21 protein-coding genes and 2 pseudogenes are annotated in these 20,605 nt (G+C 64.1%); 11 read left to right on the forward strand and 12 right to left on the reverse strand.

The window, feature by feature from the left end; genetic code table 11:
• Positions 1–21: 21 nt before the first annotated feature.
• A complete protein-coding gene (locus tag D3242_RS07945; protein WP_027047548.1) occupies positions 22–1,245 on the reverse strand; it encodes an argininosuccinate synthase in 1,224 nt (407 codons plus the stop codon).
• A 348-nt stretch (positions 1,246–1,593) separates the two neighbouring features.
• Here D3242_RS07945 and D3242_RS07950 point away from each other — a divergent pair, with 348 nt between their 5' ends.
• Entirely contained in the window at positions 1,594–3,687 is a 2,094-nt protein-coding gene (locus D3242_RS07950; RefSeq protein ID WP_064981508.1) for a putative bifunctional diguanylate cyclase/phosphodiesterase, read from the forward strand.
• 105 nt (positions 3,688–3,792) lie between these two features.
• Positions 3,793–4,434: a LysE family translocator gene (locus tag D3242_RS07955; protein ID WP_019862084.1), complete on the forward strand. Its 642-nt coding sequence runs from the start codon at positions 3,793–3,795 to the stop codon at positions 4,432–4,434.
• Here the strand turns inward: D3242_RS07955 and D3242_RS07960 are convergent.
• The 3 genes from D3242_RS07960 to rlmN are packed head-to-tail and all read right to left on the reverse strand — an operon-like array spanning position 4,406 to position 6,563.
• Positions 4,406–4,888, reverse strand: coding sequence for a hypothetical protein (locus D3242_RS07960; protein WP_019862083.1), 483 nt, complete (start codon positions 4,886–4,888; stop codon positions 4,406–4,408). The genes D3242_RS07955 and D3242_RS07960 overlap by 29 nt on opposite strands.
• Complete coding sequence (locus tag D3242_RS07965; RefSeq protein ID WP_019862082.1) at positions 4,885–5,334, reverse strand: hypothetical protein; 450 nt, start codon at positions 5,332–5,334, stop codon at positions 4,885–4,887. Before D3242_RS07965 ends, D3242_RS07960 begins: the two co-directional genes overlap by 4 nt.
• Positions 5,331–6,563 (reverse strand): dual-specificity RNA methyltransferase RlmN, encoded by a 1,233-nt coding sequence (gene rlmN, locus D3242_RS07970; RefSeq protein WP_019862081.1) that lies wholly within the window; start codon positions 6,561–6,563, stop codon positions 5,331–5,333. The genes D3242_RS07965 and rlmN overlap by 4 nt, the downstream gene beginning before the upstream one ends.
• A 271-nt stretch (positions 6,564–6,834) precedes the next feature.
• Here rlmN and D3242_RS07975 point away from each other — a divergent pair, with 271 nt between their 5' ends.
• The gene (locus tag D3242_RS07975; protein ID WP_064981507.1) at positions 6,835–7,134 is read left to right on the forward strand and encodes a hypothetical protein; all 300 of its coding nucleotides are present in this window, start codon (positions 6,835–6,837) and stop codon (positions 7,132–7,134) included.
• A 189-nt stretch (positions 7,135–7,323) separates the two neighbouring features.
• Positions 7,324–8,679, forward strand: a complete 1,356-nt coding sequence (locus tag D3242_RS07980; RefSeq protein WP_019862079.1) for a chloride channel protein — start codon at positions 7,324–7,326, stop codon at positions 8,677–8,679.
• A gap of 10 nt (positions 8,680–8,689) precedes the next feature.
• Here the strand turns inward: D3242_RS07980 and D3242_RS07985 are convergent, their stop codons facing one another.
• The 4 genes from D3242_RS07985 to D3242_RS08000 all read right to left on the reverse strand — a co-directional run bounded on the left by D3242_RS07985 (position 8,690) and on the right by D3242_RS08000 (position 10,515).
• Positions 8,690–8,935 (reverse strand): DUF3658 domain-containing protein, encoded by a 246-nt coding sequence (locus tag D3242_RS07985; RefSeq protein WP_019862078.1) that lies wholly within the window; start codon positions 8,933–8,935, stop codon positions 8,690–8,692.
• Positions 8,936–8,951: 16 nt separating this feature from the next.
• A complete protein-coding gene (locus D3242_RS07990) occupies positions 8,952–9,455 on the reverse strand; it encodes an invasion associated locus B family protein (protein WP_010912373.1) in 504 nt (167 codons plus the stop codon).
• Between the two features lie 273 nt (positions 9,456–9,728).
• Positions 9,729–10,091, reverse strand: coding sequence for a YkvA family protein (locus tag D3242_RS07995; protein ID WP_038650638.1), 363 nt, complete (start codon positions 10,089–10,091; stop codon positions 9,729–9,731).
• Between the two features lie 127 nt (positions 10,092–10,218).
• A complete protein-coding gene (locus D3242_RS08000) occupies positions 10,219–10,515 on the reverse strand; it encodes a 4a-hydroxytetrahydrobiopterin dehydratase (RefSeq protein ID WP_027047546.1) in 297 nt (98 codons plus the stop codon).
• A gap of 104 nt (positions 10,516–10,619) precedes the next feature.
• Between D3242_RS08000 and D3242_RS08005 the strand changes: the two are divergent.
• Positions 10,620–11,131 (forward strand): annotated as a pseudogene (locus D3242_RS08005) (low molecular weight protein-tyrosine-phosphatase).
• On the opposite strand, the gene thpR reads toward D3242_RS08005, so the two are convergent.
• Positions 11,035–11,631, reverse strand: a complete 597-nt coding sequence (thpR, locus tag D3242_RS08010; RefSeq protein WP_019862074.1) for an RNA 2',3'-cyclic phosphodiesterase — start codon at positions 11,629–11,631, stop codon at positions 11,035–11,037. The pseudogene D3242_RS08005 and the gene thpR overlap by 97 nt on opposite strands.
• A gap of 128 nt (positions 11,632–11,759) precedes the next feature.
• Complete coding sequence (locus D3242_RS08015) at positions 11,760–12,404, reverse strand: arylesterase (RefSeq protein ID WP_027047545.1); 645 nt, start codon at positions 12,402–12,404, stop codon at positions 11,760–11,762.
• A gap of 88 nt (positions 12,405–12,492) precedes the next feature.
• Here D3242_RS08015 and D3242_RS08020 point away from each other — a divergent pair, with 88 nt between their 5' ends.
• The 4 genes from D3242_RS08020 to D3242_RS08040 all read left to right on the forward strand — a co-directional run bounded on the left by D3242_RS08020 (position 12,493) and on the right by D3242_RS08040 (position 17,558).
• Positions 12,493–13,188, forward strand: coding sequence for an ABC transporter ATP-binding protein (locus D3242_RS08020; protein WP_019862072.1), 696 nt, complete (start codon positions 12,493–12,495; stop codon positions 13,186–13,188).
• Positions 13,188–15,737 carry an ABC transporter permease gene (locus D3242_RS08025; protein WP_064981505.1) on the forward strand — a complete coding sequence of 850 codons (2,550 nt, stop codon included), beginning with the start codon at positions 13,188–13,190 and terminating at the stop codon, positions 15,735–15,737. The genes D3242_RS08020 and D3242_RS08025 overlap by 1 nt, the downstream gene beginning before the upstream one ends.
• A 228-nt stretch (positions 15,738–15,965) precedes the next feature.
• On the forward strand, positions 15,966–16,739 hold the full coding sequence (locus D3242_RS08030; protein WP_038650627.1) for a Bax inhibitor-1/YccA family protein: 774 nt from the start codon (positions 15,966–15,968) through the stop codon (positions 16,737–16,739).
• Positions 16,740–16,982: 243 nt separating this feature from the next.
• Entirely contained in the window at positions 16,983–17,558 is a 576-nt protein-coding gene (locus D3242_RS08040) for a GNAT family N-acetyltransferase (protein WP_064981503.1), read from the forward strand.
• Positions 17,559–17,754: 196 nt separating this feature from the next.
• Here D3242_RS08040 and D3242_RS08045 read toward each other — a convergent pair whose 3' ends face one another.
• Positions 17,755–18,141, reverse strand: a complete 387-nt coding sequence (locus D3242_RS08045; protein ID WP_019862068.1) for a DUF2794 domain-containing protein — start codon at positions 18,139–18,141, stop codon at positions 17,755–17,757.
• A gap of 479 nt (positions 18,142–18,620) precedes the next feature.
• Between D3242_RS08045 and D3242_RS08050 the strand changes: the two are divergent.
• Positions 18,621–18,896: pseudogene (locus tag D3242_RS08050) on the forward strand (4-hydroxybenzoate octaprenyltransferase); the annotation flags it as partial.
• 24 nt (positions 18,897–18,920) lie between these two features.
• Here the strand turns inward: D3242_RS08050 and D3242_RS08055 are convergent.
• Positions 18,921–19,727: a DUF1223 domain-containing protein gene (locus D3242_RS08055; RefSeq protein ID WP_019862065.1), complete on the reverse strand. Its 807-nt coding sequence runs from the start codon at positions 19,725–19,727 to the stop codon at positions 18,921–18,923.
• Positions 19,728–19,906: 179 nt separating this feature from the next.
• Here D3242_RS08055 and D3242_RS08060 point away from each other — a divergent pair, with 179 nt between their 5' ends.
• On the forward strand, positions 19,907–20,572 hold the full coding sequence (locus D3242_RS08060) for a ceramidase domain-containing protein (protein ID WP_064981501.1): 666 nt from the start codon (positions 19,907–19,909) through the stop codon (positions 20,570–20,572).
• The last annotated feature ends 33 nt before the right edge of the window (positions 20,573–20,605 follow it).

A 20,605-nucleotide genomic window follows, 5' to 3' on the forward strand; every position in this document is an offset into this window, starting at 1 on the left:
CGCCAGGCCGTTGTTTGGGTATCAGCCCTTGCGGTTGCGTGCGGCAAGCGTGCGCAGCCTGAGCGCATTGAGGCGGATGAAGCCGGCGGCGTCCTTCTGGTCGTAGGCGCCGCGATCGTCCTCGAAGGTGACCAGCGCGTCGGAATAGAGCGTCTTCTTCGACTTGCGGCCGGTGACCATGACATTGCCCTTGTAGAGCTTCAGCCGCACCGTGCCTTCGACGTCTTCCTGGCTCTTGTCGATCATCGCCTGCAGCATCAGGCGCTCGGGCGAGAACCAGAAGCCGTTGTAGATGAGCTCGGCGTAGCGCGGCATGAACTCGTCCTTGAGGTGCGCGGCGCCACGGTCGAGCGTGATCGATTCGATGGCGCGGTGGGCCACGATCAGGATGGCGCCGCCGGGCGTCTCGTAAACGCCGCGCGACTTCATGCCGACGAAGCGGTTCTCGACCAGGTCGAGCCGGCCGATGCCATTGTCGCGGCCAAGATCGTTGAGGGCGGCCAGCATGGTCGCCGGCGACAGCTTCTTGCCGTTGAGCGCTACGGGATCGCCCTTCAGGAATTCGATCTCGATCTCGGTGACCTTGTCCGGCGCGTCCATCGGCGAGACGGTGCGCTGGTGGACGAATTCCGGCGGCTCGCTCCAGGGATCTTCCAGCACCTTGCCCTCGGAAGAGGAGTGCAGCAGGTTGGCGTCGACCGAGAAAGGCGCCTCGCCCCTTTTGTCCTTGGCCACCGGGATCTGGTGCTGCTCGGCGAAGTTGATCAGGTCGGTGCGCGACTTGAACGACCAGTCGCGCCACGGCGCGATGACCTTGATGTCGGGGTTCAGCGCGTAGGCCGACAGCTCGAAGCGAACCTGGTCATTGCCCTTGCCGGTGGCGCCATGCGCGATCGCATCGGCGCCGGTCTCCCTGGCGATCTCGACAAGGTGCTTGGAGATCAGCGGCCGCGCGATCGAGGTGCCGAGCAGATAGGTGCCTTCATAGACGGTGTTGGCGCGGAACATCGGGAAGACGAAGTCGGCGACGAATTCCTCGCGCACATCGACGATGCGAATGTCCTTGATGCCCATCATCTCGGCCTTCTTGCGTGCCGGCTCCAGCTCGCCGCCCTGGCCGAGATCGGCGGTGAAGGTGACGACCTCGGCGCCGAGTTCGGTCTGCAGCCATTTCAGGATGATGGATGTGTCGAGGCCGCCGGAATAGGCGAGCACGACTTTCTTGACGTCTTTGGTCTTGGACATTTCTGCTCCGTCGGTGGCGGACGCCTGGGCAAGGGCGTCACGCATTGTCGGAGCGCCTTTTAGCAGGAACGGCAAAGCGAGCAAGCAGGCGCGGCGCCAGACTGCTGATCCAGCGCGCGGCGAGGGCATAGAACGGCATCAGGCTTTTCGCTGGCGCGGTCCCCGGTTGCGATAAAGCGCCTGGGAAAACAACCTGCTACAATCATGGGCTGCATTTATGCCCGGGATTTAAGCAAGTTTTCACGTCCTGCCGCTAAACCAGCGACACAGAATTGCCCTGGCCACGCAAGGGTGGCGAAGCGGCTTTTGCCTGCTCATTGCGGGAGTCTCGGGCTTGGACCATTCCTGATGCGCGTCATATCATGCATCGTCACGGAGCATAATCTGTGGCTCGTCCTGCTGGCGGCGCTGATGTGCGTTACCGGCTGCTGGGTGACGATCGGCCTCCTGGACCGCGCCAGGAAAACCGTCGGCGTGCAGATGCGGGGATGGCTCTTCCTGACCGCGGTCGCGGCCGGTTCCTCGGTCTGGTGCACGCATTTCATCGCCATGCTGGCCTATCAGCCCGGCGCGCCGATCACCTTCGATCCGGCGCTCACCATGATCTCCCTGGTCATCGCCATGGTCGGAACCGGGGCGGGCTTCGGCCTTGCGCTCGGCAAAGGCCGCGGCCTGGCGCCGGAATGGGGCGGGTGTGCCGTCGGCCTGGCGATCTCGGCCATGCACTATACCGGCATGATGGCCTATCACGTGGCCGGCATCGTCGAATGGGACGCCTTCTACGTCATCGCTTCCGTGCTGATCGCGATGGCATTCTCCTCCGTGGCGGTCGGCCATGCGACGCGCCGGCCGTACCGCTGGTCGCACTATGTCGGCATCGGCCTTCTGGTGCTGGCGATCGTCGGCCTGCATTTCACGGCGATGGCGGCGGTGGCGGTGACGCCGCTTTCCTTCATCACCACGGGCACCAATCCCGATATCCTGGAAGCGATGGCCGTCGCGGTCGCCGTGGTCGGTCTGATCGTCGCCGCCACCGGCTTCGCCAGCTATCTGATCGACGAACGCGGTCGGCTCGAAAGCTTCGAGCGGCTGCAGCATCTTGCCCTCAACGATGCGCTCACCGGCCTTGCCAACCGGGTCTCCTTCAACGACCGCCTCGACCATGAGATCGAGCGGGCGCGCGAGGATCAGGGCACGATGACCGCCGTAATCGTCATCGACCTCGACCGGTTCAAGGAAATCAACGACCTCCGGGGACACGCCGCCGGCGACCAGGCGCTCAAGATCATTGCCCGCAGGCTGGCAAAGCTGGCCGGCGACGGCGAGTTCGTCGCCCGGCTGGGCGGCGACGAATTTGCCGCCATCAAGCGCTTCAAGGACCAGAACGACCTGCTCGGCCTGGTGTCGCGGCTGGAGAAGTCACTGTTCGAGCCGTTGCGGATCGACGATTTCGAGACCGTCACCGGCGCCAGCATCGGCGTTGCCGTCTATCCGCGCGACGGGGCCGACCGGGAGAGGCTGGTCAGCAATGCGGATCTGGCCATGTACCGGGCCAAGAACGACGTGACGCGGGCCGTCTGCTTCTACGAATCGGCGATGGACGAGACGGCGCGGGCGCGCCGGGCGCTGGCCACCGATCTTCGCCAGGCAATCGACCGGGGCGAGCTCTCGCTGCACTATCAGGTGCAGACTTCGGTGCAAACCGGCGCCACGTGCGGCTACGAGGCGTTGCTGCGCTGGACGCACCCCGTGCACGGCATGGTCCCGCCCGCCGAATTCATTCCGATCGCCGAGGAGAACGGTTCCATTCTGTCGATCGGCGAATGGGTGCTGCGCACCGCTTGCCGCCAGGCAGCCTCCTGGGACAATGGCCACAAGATCGCGGTCAATCTGTCGCCGGTGCAGTTCGCCCATGCCAATCTCGCCACGCTCGTCCACCAGATCCTGGTCGAGACCGGCCTGTCGCCGAAGCGTCTCGAGCTCGAGCTGACTGAATCGACGATCGTCGCCGACAAGGTGCGCACGCTGCACGTGCTGCGCCAGATCAAGGCGCTGGGCGTGACGATCGCGATCGACGATTTCGGCACCGGCTATTCCTCGCTCGACACGCTGCGCTCGTTCCCGTTCGACAAGATCAAGCTCGACCGCTCCTTCATGGCCGATGTCGAGCGCAGCCCGCAGGCCAAGGCGATCATCCGCGCCGTGCTGACGCTGGGGCGCAGCCTCGACATTCCCGTGCTTGCCGAAGGCGTCGAGACCCATGTCCAGCTCACCATCCTGCAGGTCGAGGGCTGCAACGAGGCGCAGGGCTATTTCCTCGGCCGCCCCAAGCCGATCGATCAGATCGTGCTCATCGGCGGGCCTGATGGCCAGGACGGCCCGCCCGCCTTCGAGGCGCCTGCCAGGATGCGGGCTGCCGCCGGCTGGCGCTCGCCGCCATAGGCTGGAAACTGCAGTTACCGAAGCGATTGCCATGCTGGATCAACGCTTTATCTGGCGCCGGCGTGACGCATCCTGTATAGGCCTACACGTTCCCTGGGGCCTGCCATGTCCTTCATTCCCGACACCGCCACACTGATCCAGTTCGCCATCGCCACCGTGATCCTGGCGATCACGCCCGGGCCTGACATGACCCTGTTCGTCTCGCGCACGCTGAGCCAGGGGCGCGCCACCGGCTTTGCCTCGATGGCCGGCGCGCTGTGCGGCACGCTGATCCACACCACGCTGGTGGTGGTGGGCGTGTCGGCGCTGATCGTCGCCTCGCCGATGGCCTTTTTCGTGCTGAAGATCTTTGGCGCCGGCTATCTCGTCTTCCTGGCCTGGCAGGCCATCGCCAAGGGCTCGGCCTTTTCGCCGGAGAAGAAGACAGGCCCGCAAATCTCGCTGTTGCGCAGCTGGGCGGCCGGGCTCGGCGTCAATTTGCTCAACCCGAAGATCATCCTGTTCTTCATGACCTTCCTGCCGCAGTTCGTCTCCGCGCATGATCCGAACGCGCCGGGCAAGCTGTTCTTCCTGGGCTCGATGTTCATCGTGCTGTCGATCCCGGTGACAGCGCCGATGGTGCTGGCGGCGGAGAAATTTTCCGCGGCGATGAAGGCCAGCCCGCGCGTCACGCGGGTGGTCGATTATCTTTTCGCTGGCGTGTTCTCGGCCTTCGCGCTCAAGATCCTGACGGCCCAGGCGAAGTAGAGACGTTGTCGTCCTTCCACCAGCTTCCGGCCCAGCGCCCGGCGCTCAGCCAGTAGAAGATGCCGCCGACCATGCCGCCGCCGATCACCGCCATGATGGCGCTGGTGTCGGTGATCGCGAAGGTGGACTCTTGGGAGTGGTCGACCAGGCCGAGGAAGACGGCCGCCACCACCGCACCCGCCAGCGCATAGTACAGCCAGTCGCGCCGGCCGAGGATTTCGGCAAGCAGGATGACGATCACCGCCGGCAGGAAGGCGAAATAGGCGACGAACAGAGCGACGAAGGGGATCGAGAAATACAGCGAAGCCGTCGCCGTCGGGTGCGTGTGGTCAGGCGTGTAGCCGAGCGAGGCCAGGAACAGAACGTTGAGGAAGGCGCTTGCCGCCAGCGAGGCGACGGCATAGCCGAACAGGATCATGGCAAAGCGAACGAGATAGGCGACGAGACGGGTCATCCGGGATCTCGCGGCATCAGACGGCCGGACCTGCGCCCGGCCAGGAGCCAGTAGACCGAACCGGCGACGGTGCCGGCCGTGGCTAGGAAGCCGAGAAAGCCCGGATTGAAGACAAAGCCTCCGGCCGAGCCAGGGACAAGAACGCCAAAGGCGATGGAGGTGATCGCGCCCGTGACCGCGAAATAGAACCATCCCCGCAGCGACAGCCATTCGGCGACCAGGATCGCGGGGCCAACGATCAGCAGAGCGCAGACCGCCACGGTCAGCACGGCGAGCGGGAAGGACCCGAGCCAGTCGAAGGTGAAAACCAGCGACCAGTTGCCATATTCGATGCCTTCCAGCAGCGTGATCAGCAGCACCGGCACCAGGATCGAGGTCAGCACACCGGCGATGTAACCGACGGCTATGATGGCGATGCGTTTGAGCCCGGCGACGAGACGGCTCACGCCTCCCCATGCCCCGCGATCATCATGGCTTCCAGCGCCAGCCGGTCCACTTTTCGCATGCGCTCGGATTCCGATTTCAGCTGGCCGCAGGCGGCGAGGATGTCGCGGCCGCGCGGCGTGCGGATCGGCGAGGCATAGCCGGCATTGTTGATGTAGTCGGCGAATTTCTCGATCGTCTCCCAGTCCGAGCACTGGTAGTTGGTGCCCGGCCACGGGTTGAACGGGATCAGGTTGATCTTGGCCGGAATGCCCTTGAGCAGCTTGATCAGGCCCTTGGCGTCCTCGATGGAATCGTTGACGTCCTTCAGCATCACATATTCGAAGGTGATGCGCTTGGCGTTCGACAGGCCGGGATAGGCGCGGCAGGCGGCGATCAGTTCCTTCAGCGGATATTTCTTGTTGATCGGCACCAAGAGGTCGCGCAGATCGTCATTGGTGGCATGCAGCGAGATCGCCAGCATGACGCCGATCTCCTCGCCGGTGCGGAAAATCTCGGGCACGACGCCGGAGGTCGACAGCGTGATGCGGCGCTTCGACAGGGAAAGCCCGTCGCCGTCGGAAGCGATCAGCAGCGCCTTCTTCACCGCCTCGAAATTGTAGAGCGGCTCGCCCATGCCCATCATGACGATGTTAGACACCTTGCGGCCCTCGGCCGGCACGATGGCGCCGTCCGGCGTGTCGCGGTCGGGGAAGTCGCCGAGCCGGTCGCGCGCGGTGAGCAACTGGGCGAGAATCTCTTCCGCCGTCAAATTGCGCACCAGCTTCTGCGTGCCGGTGTGGCAGAAGGAGCAGGTCAGCGTGCAGCCGACCTGCGAGGAGATGCAGAGCGTGCCACGGCCTTCCTCGGGAATATAGACGGTCTCGATCTCGACCGGCCGGCCGGCGCCGCGCGGCGGAAAACGGAACAGCCATTTGCGGGTGCCGTCGGAAGAAATCTGCTCCTCGACAATCTCGGGACGCGCGACGGTGAAATGCTTGTCGAGCTCGGCGCGCAGGTCCTTGGAGATGTTGAACATGCCGGCGAAGTCGGAAACGCCGCGCACATACATCCAGTGCCAGAGCTGCTGGGCGCGCATCTTGGCCTGGCGCTCCGGCACGATGCCGGACGCGACCAGCGCCTCGCCAAGCTCGGCGCGCGTCAGGCCGATCAGCGACGGCTTCTCGGGCGCGGCGCGGGCGCGCAACGCGTCACGGGCACCTTCAGTGGTGAGGTCGAAGGAAAGGGTCATGGTCGCACTGATATAAGCGGTTTGCGGCCGATTTCATCCATCGTGCCGGGAACTGAAGCGCGGCGCATAGCACAGGTTGCGAGCAGAGTCATGCGGAGCGAACGCAACCATACGCACTTCGGCTGACAGCCCGCTCCGACTATCTGACAGCTTTGCCCTATCTTCCCGCTGCAAAGGAGAGATCACATGGTCGTGTTCGCGTAACGATTCCCATCGCGCCTTCGAAGTCTGAACGGGGCAACCATGCCTCTACAAAATGGGAGTATGCAGAATGAACTCTATCAAGTTCGCCGTCATTGCCGGCCTCTTCGGCCTTTCCGCCTCGCAGGCATTTGCTGAAGACGCAATGGGCACGATGACCATGATGAAGGGCGGAGAAGTGATGGCGATCATGCCGGACGGACACATGGGCACCATGATGCCGGATGCGAAGATGGGTGCCGAGATGATGAAGATGGCAAAGCCGATCAAGCACTGCATGATGATGATGACCGACGCCAAGGGCAAAGCCTTCATGATCGATACGTCGACCAAGAAGGCTCAGGCCGAATGTGAAAAAATGGCCATGTAAGACTGGACCTGTCACGATCGAGACTCGCCGGCGCACACGCCGGCGGGTCATTTTGATACGAGTCCCAACTTCGCCGGACTTCGTTTCCCGCTCCCCGTCATTTAGCTCGCGTGTGACGGCGGCCTGACCTCGCAGGCTTGATCGACCTCATGCCTGTGCTAGGGCTGGGCATTCACCGCGAGGACAGACATGGCCGGAACATCGCGAAAGCATCCAATGCTGCGGCGCTCGCGGGCGATGTGGGGCTCGCGGCGTGTGTGGCAGCCGCGGCTGGTGTTCTGGGCCGGCGCGGTCTCGATCGGCGTCATCAGCGTGCTGTTCGCGGTGTTGGCCGACAAGGCGCAGGCGCTGTTCCATATGATGATCGGCGATGGTGGCGGCCGGCGCTTCTATCTGCCGCTTGCGATCACGCCGCTCGGCTTTGTCCTGTGCGCCTGGCTCGCCCACGCCTTCTTCCCGGGTTCGCAAGGCAGCGGCATTCCACAGGCGATCGCCGCGCGCCATTTGCGTGAAGACGACGATCGCAACCACCTTCTGTCGCTGCGGCTGGCGGCGGGCAAGATCGCGCTCACCGTCGTCGGCCTGTTCTGCGGGGCTTCCATCGGCCGCGAGGGCCCGACCGTGCAGGTCGGCGCGTCGCTGATGCTGCAGGCGGCGCGCTGGGGCGGCATGGCGCAGGCGCGCGGCCTGATCCTGGCCGGCTCGGCCGCAGGCATTGCCGCCGCCTTCAACACGCCGCTGGCCGGCATCGTCTTCGCCATCGAGGAGATGGGCCGCACCTATGAGGCGCGCACCAACGGGCTGGTGCTGACGGCGGTGATCCTGGCCGGCCTCGCCTCGCTCGGCCTGCTCGGCAATTACACCTATTTCGGCGTCTCGAAGGAGACGATCGCGTTTGCCGCCGACTGGCCGCTGGTGCTTGGTTGCGGCATCATCGGCGGCGGCTTCGGCGCGCTGTTCTCGCTGCTGGCGCTGAAGATCACGCGGCGGATCCGCCGCTGGCACACGCAGCAGCCTTTGCGGCGCGCCTTGCTGGTGGCGGCTGTCTGCGGGCTCGGCGTGGCGGTGATCGGCATCGCCTCGGGCGGGCTGACCTTCGGCACCGGCTACGCGCAGGCGCGCGGCGCTGTCGAAGGCGCGCCGCTGCCATGGTTCTTCTTTGCCGAGAAATTCCTGGCCGGGCTGCTGTCGATGGTCTCGGGCATTCCCGGCGGCATCTTCGCGCCGTCGCTGGCGGTCGGCGCCGGCATCGGCAGTTCGCTTGGGCTGCTGTTCGGCGCCAGCGCGGGGGCTGCCGCGCTGCTCGGCATGGCCGGCTATTTCGCCGGCGTCGTGCAGGCGCCGATGACGGCCTTCGTCATCATCCTGGAGATGACCGGCAATCACGACAATGTCATCGCGCTGATGCTGGCCTCGATGTTGGGCTACGGCACGGCGCGCATGATCTCGCACGAGCCGCTCTATCATGCGCTGTCGCGCGTCTTCATCGCCGAGGCGATCCGGCGGCGGCGGGCGGAGACCGTGCCGGAACCAGGTCAGGGCTGAACGAGAACCCCTATGGCGGGCCCTCAGGTGCCTGCGGGAGGCGAACCTCACTGTTGCGCCACAGGGAAAGATCGCCCTGATTTTCGATGTCGCCCTGGGAGGCAAGAACGGCTATTCGCTCGGCGATTTCTTCCCAGGACGCTTCCACGCCGGCTTTGCGAAGTGCTTCTTCTGACTTCGCTATGATCATGGCGGTCTTCTGCCACCGCTCCACGACCATTTGCATAATCGTGGCGTCGATGTCGCGATTTGTCATCGGGGTTGGCAGCAGCCTATTTGCACTTGGCGATCGACGACAGCGCCGCCGAAATGCCCTTCAGCGAGAAGACATAGGAGGTGGGGTTGCCGCGCCCGGACTTCGCCGTCACCTTCATGTCGGTGCCGGTCTTCATGGCGGCGATCAGCACCGGCTCCTCGGCGGCGTTCTCGACCCAGGCCGACTTGCCGCGCGTGAACATCGAGAAGGACTTCTTGTCGATGGTGACGGTGGCCTTGGAGCCTTCCTGGAAATTGTAGCCGGCGATGAATTGCGGCTCGTAGGACACCTGCTGGCCGGGACGCTGGCTGACGAAGAAGAACATGTCGCCATGGTCTAGCGTCGGCGGCTGCTTGTCGGTCGGCACGGTGAGCACGTAGCAGACCTTGCCGCCCGATGCCTGGTAGCTGTAGGTGCCCCAGGCATTGTGCTGGCCGATCTTGGTCGCCTGCTGCGCCAGAACGGGCGCTGCCGAGGCCACCAGGACCAGACTCGAAACTAGTGCTATCAATCCGCGCATCGTCTTTCCCGTATTCCAAATGGTGCGGGGGCGGGCCGCATGGCGTCCTGCCGTCGCTTCATTTTGATTTAATCTGGGTTACCAAACGGTGAATTTCCCTCAAGAAAAGGACGCTCACCCCAGGAAACCGCCGCCATTCCCGCGCCGCCGCCTTGTCAGCGGCCGGCGCGACGTCCCTTCGGCGACTTGGAGGCCACGAAAGCGGCAAGAGTTTGACTTTTCAGCAGGGCTCCAAACGCCTCTGTCCACAGGGCGCGCGCCACGTGAAGGTGCTCAGCTCCTGTCGGCGATGGCGTCCTTGGCGGCCTGGCGATGTGCCGGCGTGATGTGGGCGCTGACGGCGGTGATCGCGGCGGTCAGCACGGCGATGTCGTCGGTGAAACCGAGGCCGACGACGAAGTCGGGGATGAGGTCCACCGGCAGGACGAAGTAACCGAGCGCGGCCACCAATATGCCCTTGGCGCGCAGCGGTGTGTTCTTGTCCATGGCGCAGTAGTAGGCGGCAACGACCTCTTCCATGAACGGGATCTGCCGCGCGGCCTTCTTGGCCGTGCGCCAGAATTTCTCGCGCACTTCGCCCTCGCCGCCCAGCCTGTCGCCAAAGCCGAAGAAATCAAAACCGGATTCTCGCGCCATCAATCACTCCTTGCGGGCTCATGCGCGTCCTGGCGCATGCCTCGCGGGGGAAAATGTGGTGAAAGCCGGACCCGGCTGCAAGATGCCGGCGCCGATTTGGGCTCGCCGCTCACGGCCAAGCGTGCATTCAGCCGCCGAAATAGTGGTTCATCTTCTTGGCCAGCGCGATGTCGAGCGCCGTGACGCCGCCGGCGTCATGGGTGTTCAGCGTCACGTCGACGGTCTTGTAGACATTCGACCAGTCGGGGTGATGGTCCATCTTCTCGGCAGCCAGCGCGACGCGGGTCATGAAGGCGAAGGCTTCGGAAAAATTCCTGAAAACGAAGCTGCGCTTGATCGAGCCGCCGTCCGGGGCCAGCGACCAGTCGCCGAGTTCGGCAAGGGCAGCGGTGATAGCGTCCTTGCTGAGTTTTTCTCTCGTCATGATGTTTTCCCGTGCTATTTCGAATTTGACCCTCACCATAGTGCAAGTTGCCCCGGAGTGCTTCGCGGTTTTGGGGTTCCAAATGCACAAACGGCGCATATCGAATGAGCTTAAAGCCGATAAATTCCATTCTGTTCGTCTGCCTCGGCAACATCTGCCGTTCGCCACTGGCCGAGGGCGTCTTTCGCGCCGTCTGGGCCGAGCGTGGCCGGGGCCGCGACATGCTGCTCGATTCGGCCGCCACCAGCGGCTGGGAGGTCGGCTCGGCCCCCGATCCACGCTCGATCGCGGTCGCGATGCGTCACGGCATCGACATTTCCGGACAGCGGGCACGCAAGGTCCGGCGTGAGGATTTCTCCCGTTTCGACCTGATCCTCGGCATGGACCGCTCGAATGTCGCCGATCTCAAGGCGCTGGCGCCCGCGCGGGACCGGGTGCACCTGTTTTTGGAGTTCGCGCACGGACAGGCGCGTGACGTGCCCGATCCTATTATGACGGGCCGGAGGCCTTTACCGAAGTCTACCGCATGATCCGCGAAGCGTCGGAGGCGCTGGCGACGCGGCTGGCGGCGCGGGCATCGTTGCCGGACAGCGGCCAGGCTTCCTCGACGATATAGGGGCCGCCGCCGACCGAATCGCGCGACGACATCAGGACGAAGCGGCCGATGCGGAAGGGTAGCGTCGAGAAATTGCCGCGTGCCGACAGGTATTGCGCGACATCCAGCGGGCTCGAATTGCGCAGCCGCGCCAGTGTGACGTGCGGCATGAACTTGCGCGGATCGGCGGGGATGCCGAGCCGCTGGCAGATGCGCTCGATCTCGCCCTGAAGCGCGGCCAGATCGGGCGAGGCGGACGCCCCGGCCCATACCGCATGCGGCTTTTTCTGGCCGAAAGCGCCGACACCGGACAGGGTCAGCGAGAAGGAGGGGCGGTGGACGCGGTCCAGCGCGTTGGCGATCTCGTCGGCGACATGGCCTTCGACATCGCCGATGAAGCGCAGCGTCAAATGGTAGTTTTCGACATCGATCCAGCGGGCCCCGGGCAGGCCGCCCCGGAGCAGGGACAGCGACAGGGCAGCATCACGCGGAATTTCGAGGGCGGTGAAAAGACGCGGCATGAAGAGCCTCCCTTCCTCGAATCGAACTGTCACCCATAGCGAATCATCGATAGTCGAACGGAGCAAGAGGTTTATTGGTCACAGTCTTTGCTAAAAATTTCCCTAACGGAAAGCGGTTCCGGCCGGCCTCACGCGCCTCCGGGCACCGCGGCAATGGCTTTCTCGACCGTCGGGAGGATGCGCTCGACCATCAGGTCGACCCCCTTGGCGCTCGGATGCAGGCCATCCTCGAGCTGCATGCCGGGCTGCCCGGCGACGCCGTCGAGGAAGAACGGGTAGAGCGGGACATCGTATTTTTTCGCCAACTCCGGAAAGATGGCGTCGAAGGCGGTCTGATAGTCGGCGCCGAGATTGGGCGCGGCGCGCATGCCGGCCAGAAGCACGGCGATCTTGCGCTGCTTGAGCTTGGCCAGCATCTCGTCGAGGTTCTTCCTGGGAATATCGGGCAAAACGCCGCGCAGCATGTCGTTGGCGCCGAGTTCGAGGATGACCAGCTGGGTTCCGTCCGGCACCGACCAGTCGAGCCGCGCCAGGCCACCGCTGGTGGTGTCGCCGGAAACACCGGCATTGGCGACGGCCACGTCACGGCCCTTGGCGCGCAGGGCGGCCTGGAGCTTGTCGGTAAAACCCTCGCCGGGCCCGAGACCGTAACCCGCCATCAGGCTGTCACCGAAGCCGACGATCTTGAAGGGCTCCGCCCGCGCCGACGAAATGGCGCCGCAAAGAGCGAGGAAAAGGATCAAGCCTGCGGCTATCTGGCGTTTGAAAGACATAAGGCAAGCCCCATATGACCAAAGGATTCTTCCGGGCGACGGCTTCCGGCAAACACAGCCTTCACGCTCCATATAGGACACTTTCATTTTGACAGAAGCCGTCATCGCGCTGAAAGACGTATCCCTGACGCTCGGCGAGGGCGCTTCGTCGGTCCATGTGCTCAAGGGCGTCAGCCTCGAGGTGGCGCGCGGCGAGGCGACCGGCATCGTCGGCCCTTCGGGGTCCGGCAAGTCGACACTGCTGATGGTGCTGGCAGGCCTGGAAAGGGTCGATTCGGGTACGGTACGAATCGCCGGCGAGCTGCTCAACGGCAAAAGCGAGGACCAGATTGCTTCGTTTCGTGGCCGAAACATTGGCATCGTCTTCCAGTCCTTCCACCTCATCCCCAATATGACGGCGCTCGAGAATGTCGCGGTGCCGCTGGAACTGGCCGGCCATGCCGATCCGTTTTCGGTGGCGGCGCGCGAACTGGCGGCGGTGGGCCTGAGCGACCGCGTCACCCATTATCCCGGCGAACTCTCCGGCGGCGAGCAGCAGCGCGTGGCGATCGCCCGCGCCCTGGCGCCGTCGCCGCGCATCCTCATCGCCGACGAGCCGACCGGCAATCTCGACCAGGCGACGGGGCGGCAGGTCGCCGACCTTTTGTTCGCCAAGGCGGCCGAGCGCGGCATGACGCTGGTGCTGGTCACCCACGATCCGGCGCTTGCGGCGCGCTGCTCGCGCCAGGTTTCGATGCGTTCGGGCCGGATTGAAACACCGGCGCCCCTGAAGGTCACAGCCTGATGCCGCTGGCACAGACGCTGAAGCTCGCGGTCCGCTTCTCGCTGCGCGAAATGCGCGGCGGCCTGTCCGGCTTCCTGGTCTTCCTTGCCTGCATCGCGCTCGGCGTCGCGGCGATCGGCGGCGTCAATTCGGTTGCGCGCTCGATCAGCGCCGGCGTCGCCGATCAGGGCCAGACGCTGCTCGGCGGCGACCTTCGCTTCCAGATCAACCAACGCGACGCCAGCCAGGCCGAGCGCGGCTTCCTCGACGGGCTTGGCACCGTTTCGCGCACCGCCAGCATGCGCTCGATGGCGCGGCTGGCCGACGGCTCGGACCAGGCGCTGGTCGAGGCCAAGGCGGTCGACGACGCCTATCCGCTCTATGGCGCGCTGGAAACCGAACCGAAGCTGTCGAGGCAGGAGCTGTTCGGCGAAGAATTCGGCGTCTTTGGCGCGGCCGCCCCTGATCTGCTGTTCGAACGGCTGCACCTCAAGCCCGGCGACCGGCTGAAGCTCGGCACCGCCACCTTCGAACTGCGCGCCAGACTGATCACCGAGCCGGATGCCGTGTCCGACGGTTTCGGCTTCGCGCCGAGGCTGATGATCTCGATGGAAGGCCTGGCCGCCACCGGGCTGGTGCAGCCGGGCAGCCTGGTCGAAAACGCCTACAAGATCCGGCTGCCCGCCAACGCCGGCGCGGCGCGGCTCAAGGCCATTCAGGATAAGGCGGCGAAAGACTTTCCCGAGGCCGGCTGGTCGATCCGCACGCGCGACAATGCGGCGCCGGCGCTGTCGTCCAACATCGAACGCTTCTCGCAATTCCTGACGCTGGTCGGGCTGACGGCGCTGGTGGTCGGCGGCGTCGGCGTCGCCAATGCGGTGCGTGCCTATCTCGACGGCAAGCGCGGCGTCATCGCCACCTTCAAGAGCCTCGGCGCTTCCGGCGGCTTCGTCTTTGCCGTCTATCTCGTGCAGATCCTGATCATCGCCGCCCTTGGCATCGTGCTCGGTCTCGTGCTCGGCGCGCTGATGCCGTTCGTGGCAAGTGCCGCCCTCCAATCGGTCATTCCGGTACCGGCGGAGGGTGGCTTCTATCCTGGCGCGCTCGCCATGGCGGCGCTGTTCGGCCTGCTGGTGACGCTGGCCTTCGCGCTGCTGCCGCTTGGCCGCGCCCGCGACGTGCCGGCGACGGCACTGTTTCGCGAGATGGGGCTCGAAGGCCGCGGCCAGCCTCGCCCCGTCTATGTCGCTTCGGCGCTCGGCATCGCGCTGCTGCTGGCGGCGCTGGCGATCCTGTTCTCCGGCGATCAGCGCATCGCCTCGATCTTCGTCGGCGCCACCATCTTCGCCTTCCTGGTGCTGCGCCTGGTCGGCGCACTGGTGCAATGGGCGGCGAGAAAAAGCCCGCGCGTGCGCTTCGTGGCGCTCAGGCTCGCCCTCGGCAACATCCACCGGCCGGGCGCCCTGACGCCATCGGTGGTGTTGTCGCTGGGGCTCGGGCTGACGCTTCTGGTGACGCTGGCGCTGATCGACGGCAATCTGCGGCAGCAGATCTCCGGCAGCCTGCCGGAGCGGGCGCCGAACTTCTTCTTCGTCGACATCCAGGGCAGCGATGTCGATGCATTCTCCGCGCTGATCGGCAAGGAGGCGCCAAAGGGGACGCTGGCGAAGGTGCCGATGCTGCGCGGCCGGGTGATGGCGCTCAACGGCGTCGATGTCGACAAGGTCAAGGTGCCGGCCGAAGGCGCTTGGGTGCTGAAAGGCGATCGCGGCCTGACCTACGACGCCAGGCGACCGGAAAACGCGACGCTGACCGAGGGCAAATGGTGGCCGGACAATTACGCCGGCGAGCCGCTGGTTTCCTTCTCGGCTGTGGAAGGCAAGGAGATCGGACTGAAGCTCGGCGACACCGTCACCGTCAATGTGCTCGGCCGCAATGTGACGGCGAGGATCGCCAATTTCCGCCAGGTCCAATGGGAAACGATGGGCATCAACTTCGTCATGGTGTTCTCGCCCAACACATTCGCTGGCGCCCCGCATGGCTGGATGGCGACACTGACCGAAAGGAGTGCCACCACGGCCGACGACGCGCGCGTCCTCAACGCCGTCACCCGCGCCTTTCCCGCGGTGACGACGGTGCGGGTCAAGGACGCGCTCGATGTCGTCAACCGGTTGGTCGGGCAGCTCGGCACGGCGATCCGCGCGGCGGCCGGCGTGGCGCTGATCGCTTCGGTGCTGGTGCTGGCGGGCGCGCTCGCCGCCGGCAACCGTGCGCGCATCCATGACGCGGTGGTGCTGAAGACGCTCGGCGCCACAAGGAGAACGCTGATCACGGCGTTTTCCCTCGAATACATGCTGATCGGATTGGCCACGGCCATCTTCGCGCTGGCGGCCGGCGGCATCGCGGCCTGGTATATTGTCGCCCGCATCATGACCCTGCCGTCGCATTTCATGCCGGAGGTGGCGGTGGCGACCATCGTCTTTGCGCTGGTGATCACCGTCGGAATCGGCCTCGCCGGCACCTGGCGGGTGCTCGGCCACAAGGCAGCACCAGTACTGCGCGAGCTGTAATTTCGCGGCCGGAGCGACCATCCCGGATTAAATCTTGGTAAGGATGCCGGTCGGAAAGCCCGGGAATCGGCCTTTCGGCCTCTCACGAACCGTTACATCCGGTTACGGTCTTGTTCTTGACGCGAATAACCATCATATTTCGCCATAGGCATGCTGGAGCCCTGCCAGCGGCGCCTGGGTCCGTAAGAGGCCCGACACCGGACGGGGCAGAAGCAATAGAGGATTCCAATGGCTGATCCCATTCGCAACTATCAGACGTCGGCGGTGCCCGGCGTCCGCGCCGACATCGATCAGGGTCTGCGCGCCTATATGATCAAGGTTTACAATCTGATGGGGCTTGGCCTCCTCATCACCGGTCTTGCCGCGGTAGGCACGATCATGCTGGCCACCACCACCGATCCGGCCTCGGCTGTCGCAACGCTGCCGAGCGGCGAGATGCTGACGTCCTTCGGCTATGCGATCTTCGGGTCGCCGCTGCGCTGGGTGGTGATGCTGGCGCCGCTGGCCGCCGTGTTCTTCCTGTCGTTCAGGATTCAGTCGATGAGCGTCGCTGCCGCGCAGACAACGTTCTGGGTCTATGCCGGCCTCGTCGGCCTGTCGCTGTCGTCGATCTTCCTGGTCTACACCACGGCCAGCATCTCGCAGACCTTCTTCGCCACCGCCGCCGCCTTCGGCGCGCTGTCGCTCTACGGCTACACGACCAAGCGCGACCTGACGGCGATGGGCTCGTTCCTGATCATGGGCGTGTTCGGCATCATCATCGCGATGGTGATCAATATCTTCCTGCAGTCGTCGGCGCTGTCCTTCGCCGTTTCGGCGATTGGCGTGCTGGTCTTCGCCGGCCTCACCGCTTACGACACGCAGAAGATCAAGGAGATGTATTTCGAGGGCGATGCTTCCGATATCGCCGGCCGCAAGGCCATCATGGGCGCGCTGAGGCTCTATCTCGACTTCATCAACCTGTTCATGTTCCTGCTGCAGTTCATGGGCGACCGCCGCTAGAGCAGCTCGCCGTTTCAAGGAAACGGCGAACCGCTCGAAATTTTTGTTTGGCGCAATTCCGGAGGGAAAGCGCTACACGCTTTTCCCGGGAAAACCGTTTCACACTTTTCCTGGGGTTGCTCTAAGGCTTCGCATCAGGTCTGACTGGACCATCGAGTTTGGAAAGGGCGGCCCAACGGCCGCCCTTTTCTTTTGCGCCGGCGTTTGCTGTTATCAGAGGCAGACAGAAGGCTTGCATAAAGAATGAGCAATATCGTGATTCGAGCGGCCAGCGCCGCCGACCTCGACACCATCACTGAAATCTACGCCGACGCGGTGACTCACGGCACGGCGAGCTACGAGCTGGAGCCGCCCAGCCGCGCCGAGATGGGCACGCGATTCGCCACGCTCACGGCCGGCGGCTTTCCTTATCTGGTGGCGGAGAAGGACGGCGCCGTGCTCGGCTACGCCTATGCCGGCGCCTTCCGGCCGCGCCCGGCCTATCGCTTCATCGTCGAGGATTCGGTCTATGTCGCGCCTGACGCCAAGGGGCAGGGCATCGGTCTCAAGCTGATGCGGAGCCTGATCGCGGCGGCCGAGGCGGCGGGTTTTCGCCAGATCATCGCGGTGATCGGCGACGGCCATGCCGACAGCGCCTCGGTCAGGCTGCACGAAAAGCTCGGCTTTCGCCATTCAGGCCGCCTCGAAGGCTCCGGCTACAAGCACGGACGCTGGCTGGACACGGTGTTCATGCAGCTATCGCTGAATGGCGGCGCGTCGCTGCCGCCGGATGCGGACTCCTTGCCGGAGCGGAAGTTTTGGGGGACAAAGAAGAATTGAAGAACTGAAAACTGAAGAATTGGAGAATTGAAGAACAAAGAAGATGGCGCTTACGTCAGGTAAGTGCCTTTTCCTCAATTCCTCAATTCCTCAATTCCTCAATTCCTCAATTCCTCAATTCCTCAATTCCTCAATTCCTCAATTCCTCAATTCCTCAATTCCTCAATTCCTCAATTCCTCAATTCCTATTCCCGGCTCACGCCTCGACCACTCTCAGCTTGCTGTCGAAGACGCCAAGCACGCGGCCAAGCTCCTGGCCGCGTTTGAGGATGCGGCCGCCGGCGGCGATGACGGCGAAGGCGCCCTGCTTGCGGGCCAGCTTCGGATCCTTGACGATCTGGAACAGCGGCACTTCGCTGGCGCGGCGGAAGACGGAAAACACCGCCCTGTCGGTGAGATGATCGATGGCGTAGTCGCGCCATTCATTGGCGGCGACCATGCGTCCGTACAGCCTGAGGATCTGGTCCAGTTCACGCCGGTCGAAGCGTACCGGCTGGTCGAGGCGTGCGCTACGCACCTCGTGCAGCGGGATCAATATTGCGGATGCGTCACCATCCCCCGTCCCGCCGCTGTCGTCAGTCATGCCTCGATCCTTCAAAATGAATCTTTGCCAACCAAAATTGGCCCCTTCGCGCGGCAATTGCAAGAGCCGGCGAAGCGGTCGTGGCGATGCGCCTTTTCGGTCACGTCCAGTCACGTTTGCAAACCGCATGTTGGAATTGGTGATGCTGCGCCACATTTCTGCCTTTTTTTATCCGCGCTCATGCCCCAATCTCCGACGAATTTACCGGCGTTGCCTGAGACGGTTCGGTCCGGCACCGGCTCGTAAACCCCAAGCCCCCCGCCCACGGGTCTGCGTCGGATCGAACCAACCTCGGTTTTTCCTTGGAAAAATCGGGTGCGACGATCCCAAAACCTAAATGACCGGCGTCAGAAGCAAGCTGACGTCGGTTTTTTCATGCCTGAAGGTCCAGATCGGCGTAGACCTTGCCGGCGCTTGCGAGGTGACCGGGCAGGTACCTGCTGGTGTCATGTAGGTCGGCGCGATCCGATACCGTCAACGTGGATGTTAAAGACGACACTCGCCTCGGTTTGAAGCCGACAGCAATCCTGTTCGGCCTGTTCTACGCTCTCACGGTCGCATTGTGGTCGCTGGGCGGCTGGCTATCATGCATGTCCCTGCCATACGCCGCCGGAATGGCGGTGATCGCCGCTCATCTGGCCTGGCAGGCCCGGCGTATTGACCTTCAGCGCCCGGAGCTGAATTTCAGGCTTTTCCTGTCCAACATTTTGACCGGCGTGCTGCTGGCTTGCACGGCATTCGCCGGGACATGGTGAGGTTATCCGGCTCGCCGGCGATGGTTATAAGTCCTGGGCCTTGTTCAGGGGCTTGTGGATGAAGGCAGCGCCGAGAATAGGCCCCGGCATGCCGTCCTTGCCGACCGACTGCAAAAGCACGGCGCAGCCGCCCTTCTTGGTGATCTCGCTCATCGGCAACTCATAGCGCTGCGCCTTGCCGTGCCACATGCCGGCGGTCTGGATGCTGGTGACGGCGTTCCAATAAGTCATCTTGCGGCCGGAGTTCTCGCCCTGGGCGATCTTGACCGTCTGCGGCGGCTCGAAATACACGATGACGACATGGGCGTCGCTCGGACCGGCGCCGGCATCGCCGGCATCGATGATCACGCGGTCGCTGGTGCGGCTGACCTTGACGGGCACACGCATGCCTTCGCCGGATCTCGCCATGCGGGCGAGCGCGCCGTCGACCTCGCCGCGATTGGCGCCGTTGACATGCGCGCGGCCATTGAGCACCGCCTGCGGCGTATAGACGGAGCGACTGCCGAAGGCGCGCATGTAGTCATATTGCCGCTCGGTGTTTTCCTTGCGGCTCAGCGTGTCCTTCCAGCCGAGATAGTCCCAATAGTCGACGTGATAGGAGAGCGCGACAATGTCATCCTTGGTGGCAAGTTCGGCGAAGAAGGCATCGGCCGGCGGGCAGGAGCTGCAGCCTTGGCTGGTGAACAGTTCGACCACGCCGAGCGGCTTGTCGGGCGAGGGTTTTTCGGCCTGGATTCTTTCGGTCTCGCCGGCATGGCCGGCACCGGCAACCGCCGAGAAGGCCAGCGCGAAGGCTGCCAGCCAAAGTGATCTTCGCCAGGCCATGATCATTCCAATTCCCGCCGGTGGCGCCGGCTTTGTTCTGATTGTCTGAAATATGTGGCAGAAGCGGAAGTCAACGGGAAGTCACGTTGCGGTGAAATTTTTGCCGTTGCCGCCGCAGGTAAGGCCGCAACAGGACCGACACTGCATTTCACGACGTGGTTCGATTAGGGAGTGGCATCACCATCATGTGGCAAACTCTCCTGACCCCTGTCGATCTCTATTGCGAGCGGACCGGGCCTGGACTTTGGGCCGAACCCGCCAATGCTTTGACCAACCTTGCTTTCATTGCAGCGGGACTATGGGGTGTGCGGGAAGTACGCCGATGCAAGGCCGGCACTTTCGCCGAGGTGCTGGCTTGGTGGGTGGTGGCGATCGGCATCGGCTCGACCATCTTCCATACCTTTGCCACCAAGGGCACGATCTGGGCCGATATCCTGCCGATTGCCAGCTTCACGCTCGCGTATACGCTGTTTAACCTGCGCCGCTTCCTCGGCATGGAATGGGGCAAGGCGATCGCGGTCTTCGTCGTTTTCTATGCGGTGGCCGGCGCGATAAGTTTCGCCGTGCCGGATTGGCTGCGCCAGGCATCGAACGGCACGACGAGCTACCTGCCGCCGTTCCTGGCGCTCGCCTTCTTCGGCATCTGGGTGACGGCAAGCGGCAACCGGGCCGGCTGGTACAATCCAGCAGGGTCGGCGATCTTCGTGGTGTCCGCCATCTGCCGGATGATCGACCCGATCGTCTGCGCCGGCTTTCCGCTTGGCACGCACTTCCTGTGGCACCTCCTCAACGGGCTGATGCTGGGGGTGCTGTTGGCGGCGGTGGCGCGGTTTGGAGCGCCGAACGAGTAGGCAGTAGGCAGTAGGCAGTAGGGATCTTATTCC

This window comes from Mesorhizobium jarvisii (genome assembly GCF_003601985.1).
GTDB lineage: Bacteria > Pseudomonadota > Alphaproteobacteria > Rhizobiales > Rhizobiaceae > Mesorhizobium > Mesorhizobium jarvisii.

Bases quoted from the DNA above. Each gene is read 5' to 3' on its own strand.
- D3242_RS07945 (WP_027047548.1), bottom strand. From the start codon at position 1,245: ATGTCCAAGACCAAAGACGTCAAGAAAGTCGTGCTCGCCTATTCCGGC.
- D3242_RS07975 (WP_064981507.1), top strand. From the start codon at position 6,835: ATGAACTCTATCAAGTTCGCCGTCATTGCCGGCCTCTTCGGCCTTTCC.
- D3242_RS07960 (WP_019862083.1), bottom strand. From the start codon at position 4,888: ATGACCCGTCTCGTCGCCTATCTCGTTCGCTTTGCCATGATCCTGTTC.
- D3242_RS08025 (WP_064981505.1), top strand. From the start codon at position 13,188: ATGCCGCTGGCACAGACGCTGAAGCTCGCGGTCCGCTTCTCGCTGCGC.
- D3242_RS08055 (WP_019862065.1), bottom strand. From the start codon at position 19,727: ATGATCATGGCCTGGCGAAGATCACTTTGGCTGGCAGCCTTCGCGCTG.
- D3242_RS08030 (WP_038650627.1), top strand. From the start codon at position 15,966: ATGGCTGATCCCATTCGCAACTATCAGACGTCGGCGGTGCCCGGCGTC.
- D3242_RS07995 (WP_038650638.1), bottom strand. From the start codon at position 10,091: ATGGCGCGAGAATCCGGTTTTGATTTCTTCGGCTTTGGCGACAGGCTG.
- D3242_RS07990 (WP_010912373.1), bottom strand. From the start codon at position 9,455: ATGCGCGGATTGATAGCACTAGTTTCGAGTCTGGTCCTGGTGGCCTCG.
- D3242_RS07985 (WP_019862078.1), bottom strand. From the start codon at position 8,935: ATGACAAATCGCGACATCGACGCCACGATTATGCAAATGGTCGTGGAG.
- D3242_RS08015 (WP_027047545.1), bottom strand. From the start codon at position 12,404: ATGTCTTTCAAACGCCAGATAGCCGCAGGCTTGATCCTTTTCCTCGCT.
- D3242_RS07955 (WP_019862084.1), top strand. From the start codon at position 3,793: ATGTCCTTCATTCCCGACACCGCCACACTGATCCAGTTCGCCATCGCC.
- rlmN (WP_019862081.1), bottom strand. From the start codon at position 6,563: ATGACCCTTTCCTTCGACCTCACCACTGAAGGTGCCCGTGACGCGTTG.
- thpR (WP_019862074.1), bottom strand. From the start codon at position 11,631: ATGCCGCGTCTTTTCACCGCCCTCGAAATTCCGCGTGATGCTGCCCTG.
- D3242_RS07980 (WP_019862079.1), top strand. From the start codon at position 7,324: ATGGCCGGAACATCGCGAAAGCATCCAATGCTGCGGCGCTCGCGGGCG.
- D3242_RS08000 (WP_027047546.1), bottom strand. From the start codon at position 10,515: ATGACGAGAGAAAAACTCAGCAAGGACGCTATCACCGCTGCCCTTGCC.
- D3242_RS08060 (WP_064981501.1), top strand. From the start codon at position 19,907: ATGTGGCAAACTCTCCTGACCCCTGTCGATCTCTATTGCGAGCGGACC.
- D3242_RS08045 (WP_019862068.1), bottom strand. From the start codon at position 18,141: ATGACTGACGACAGCGGCGGGACGGGGGATGGTGACGCATCCGCAATA.
- D3242_RS07950 (WP_064981508.1), top strand. From the start codon at position 1,594: ATGCGCGTCATATCATGCATCGTCACGGAGCATAATCTGTGGCTCGTC.
- D3242_RS08040 (WP_064981503.1), top strand. From the start codon at position 16,983: ATGAGCAATATCGTGATTCGAGCGGCCAGCGCCGCCGACCTCGACACC.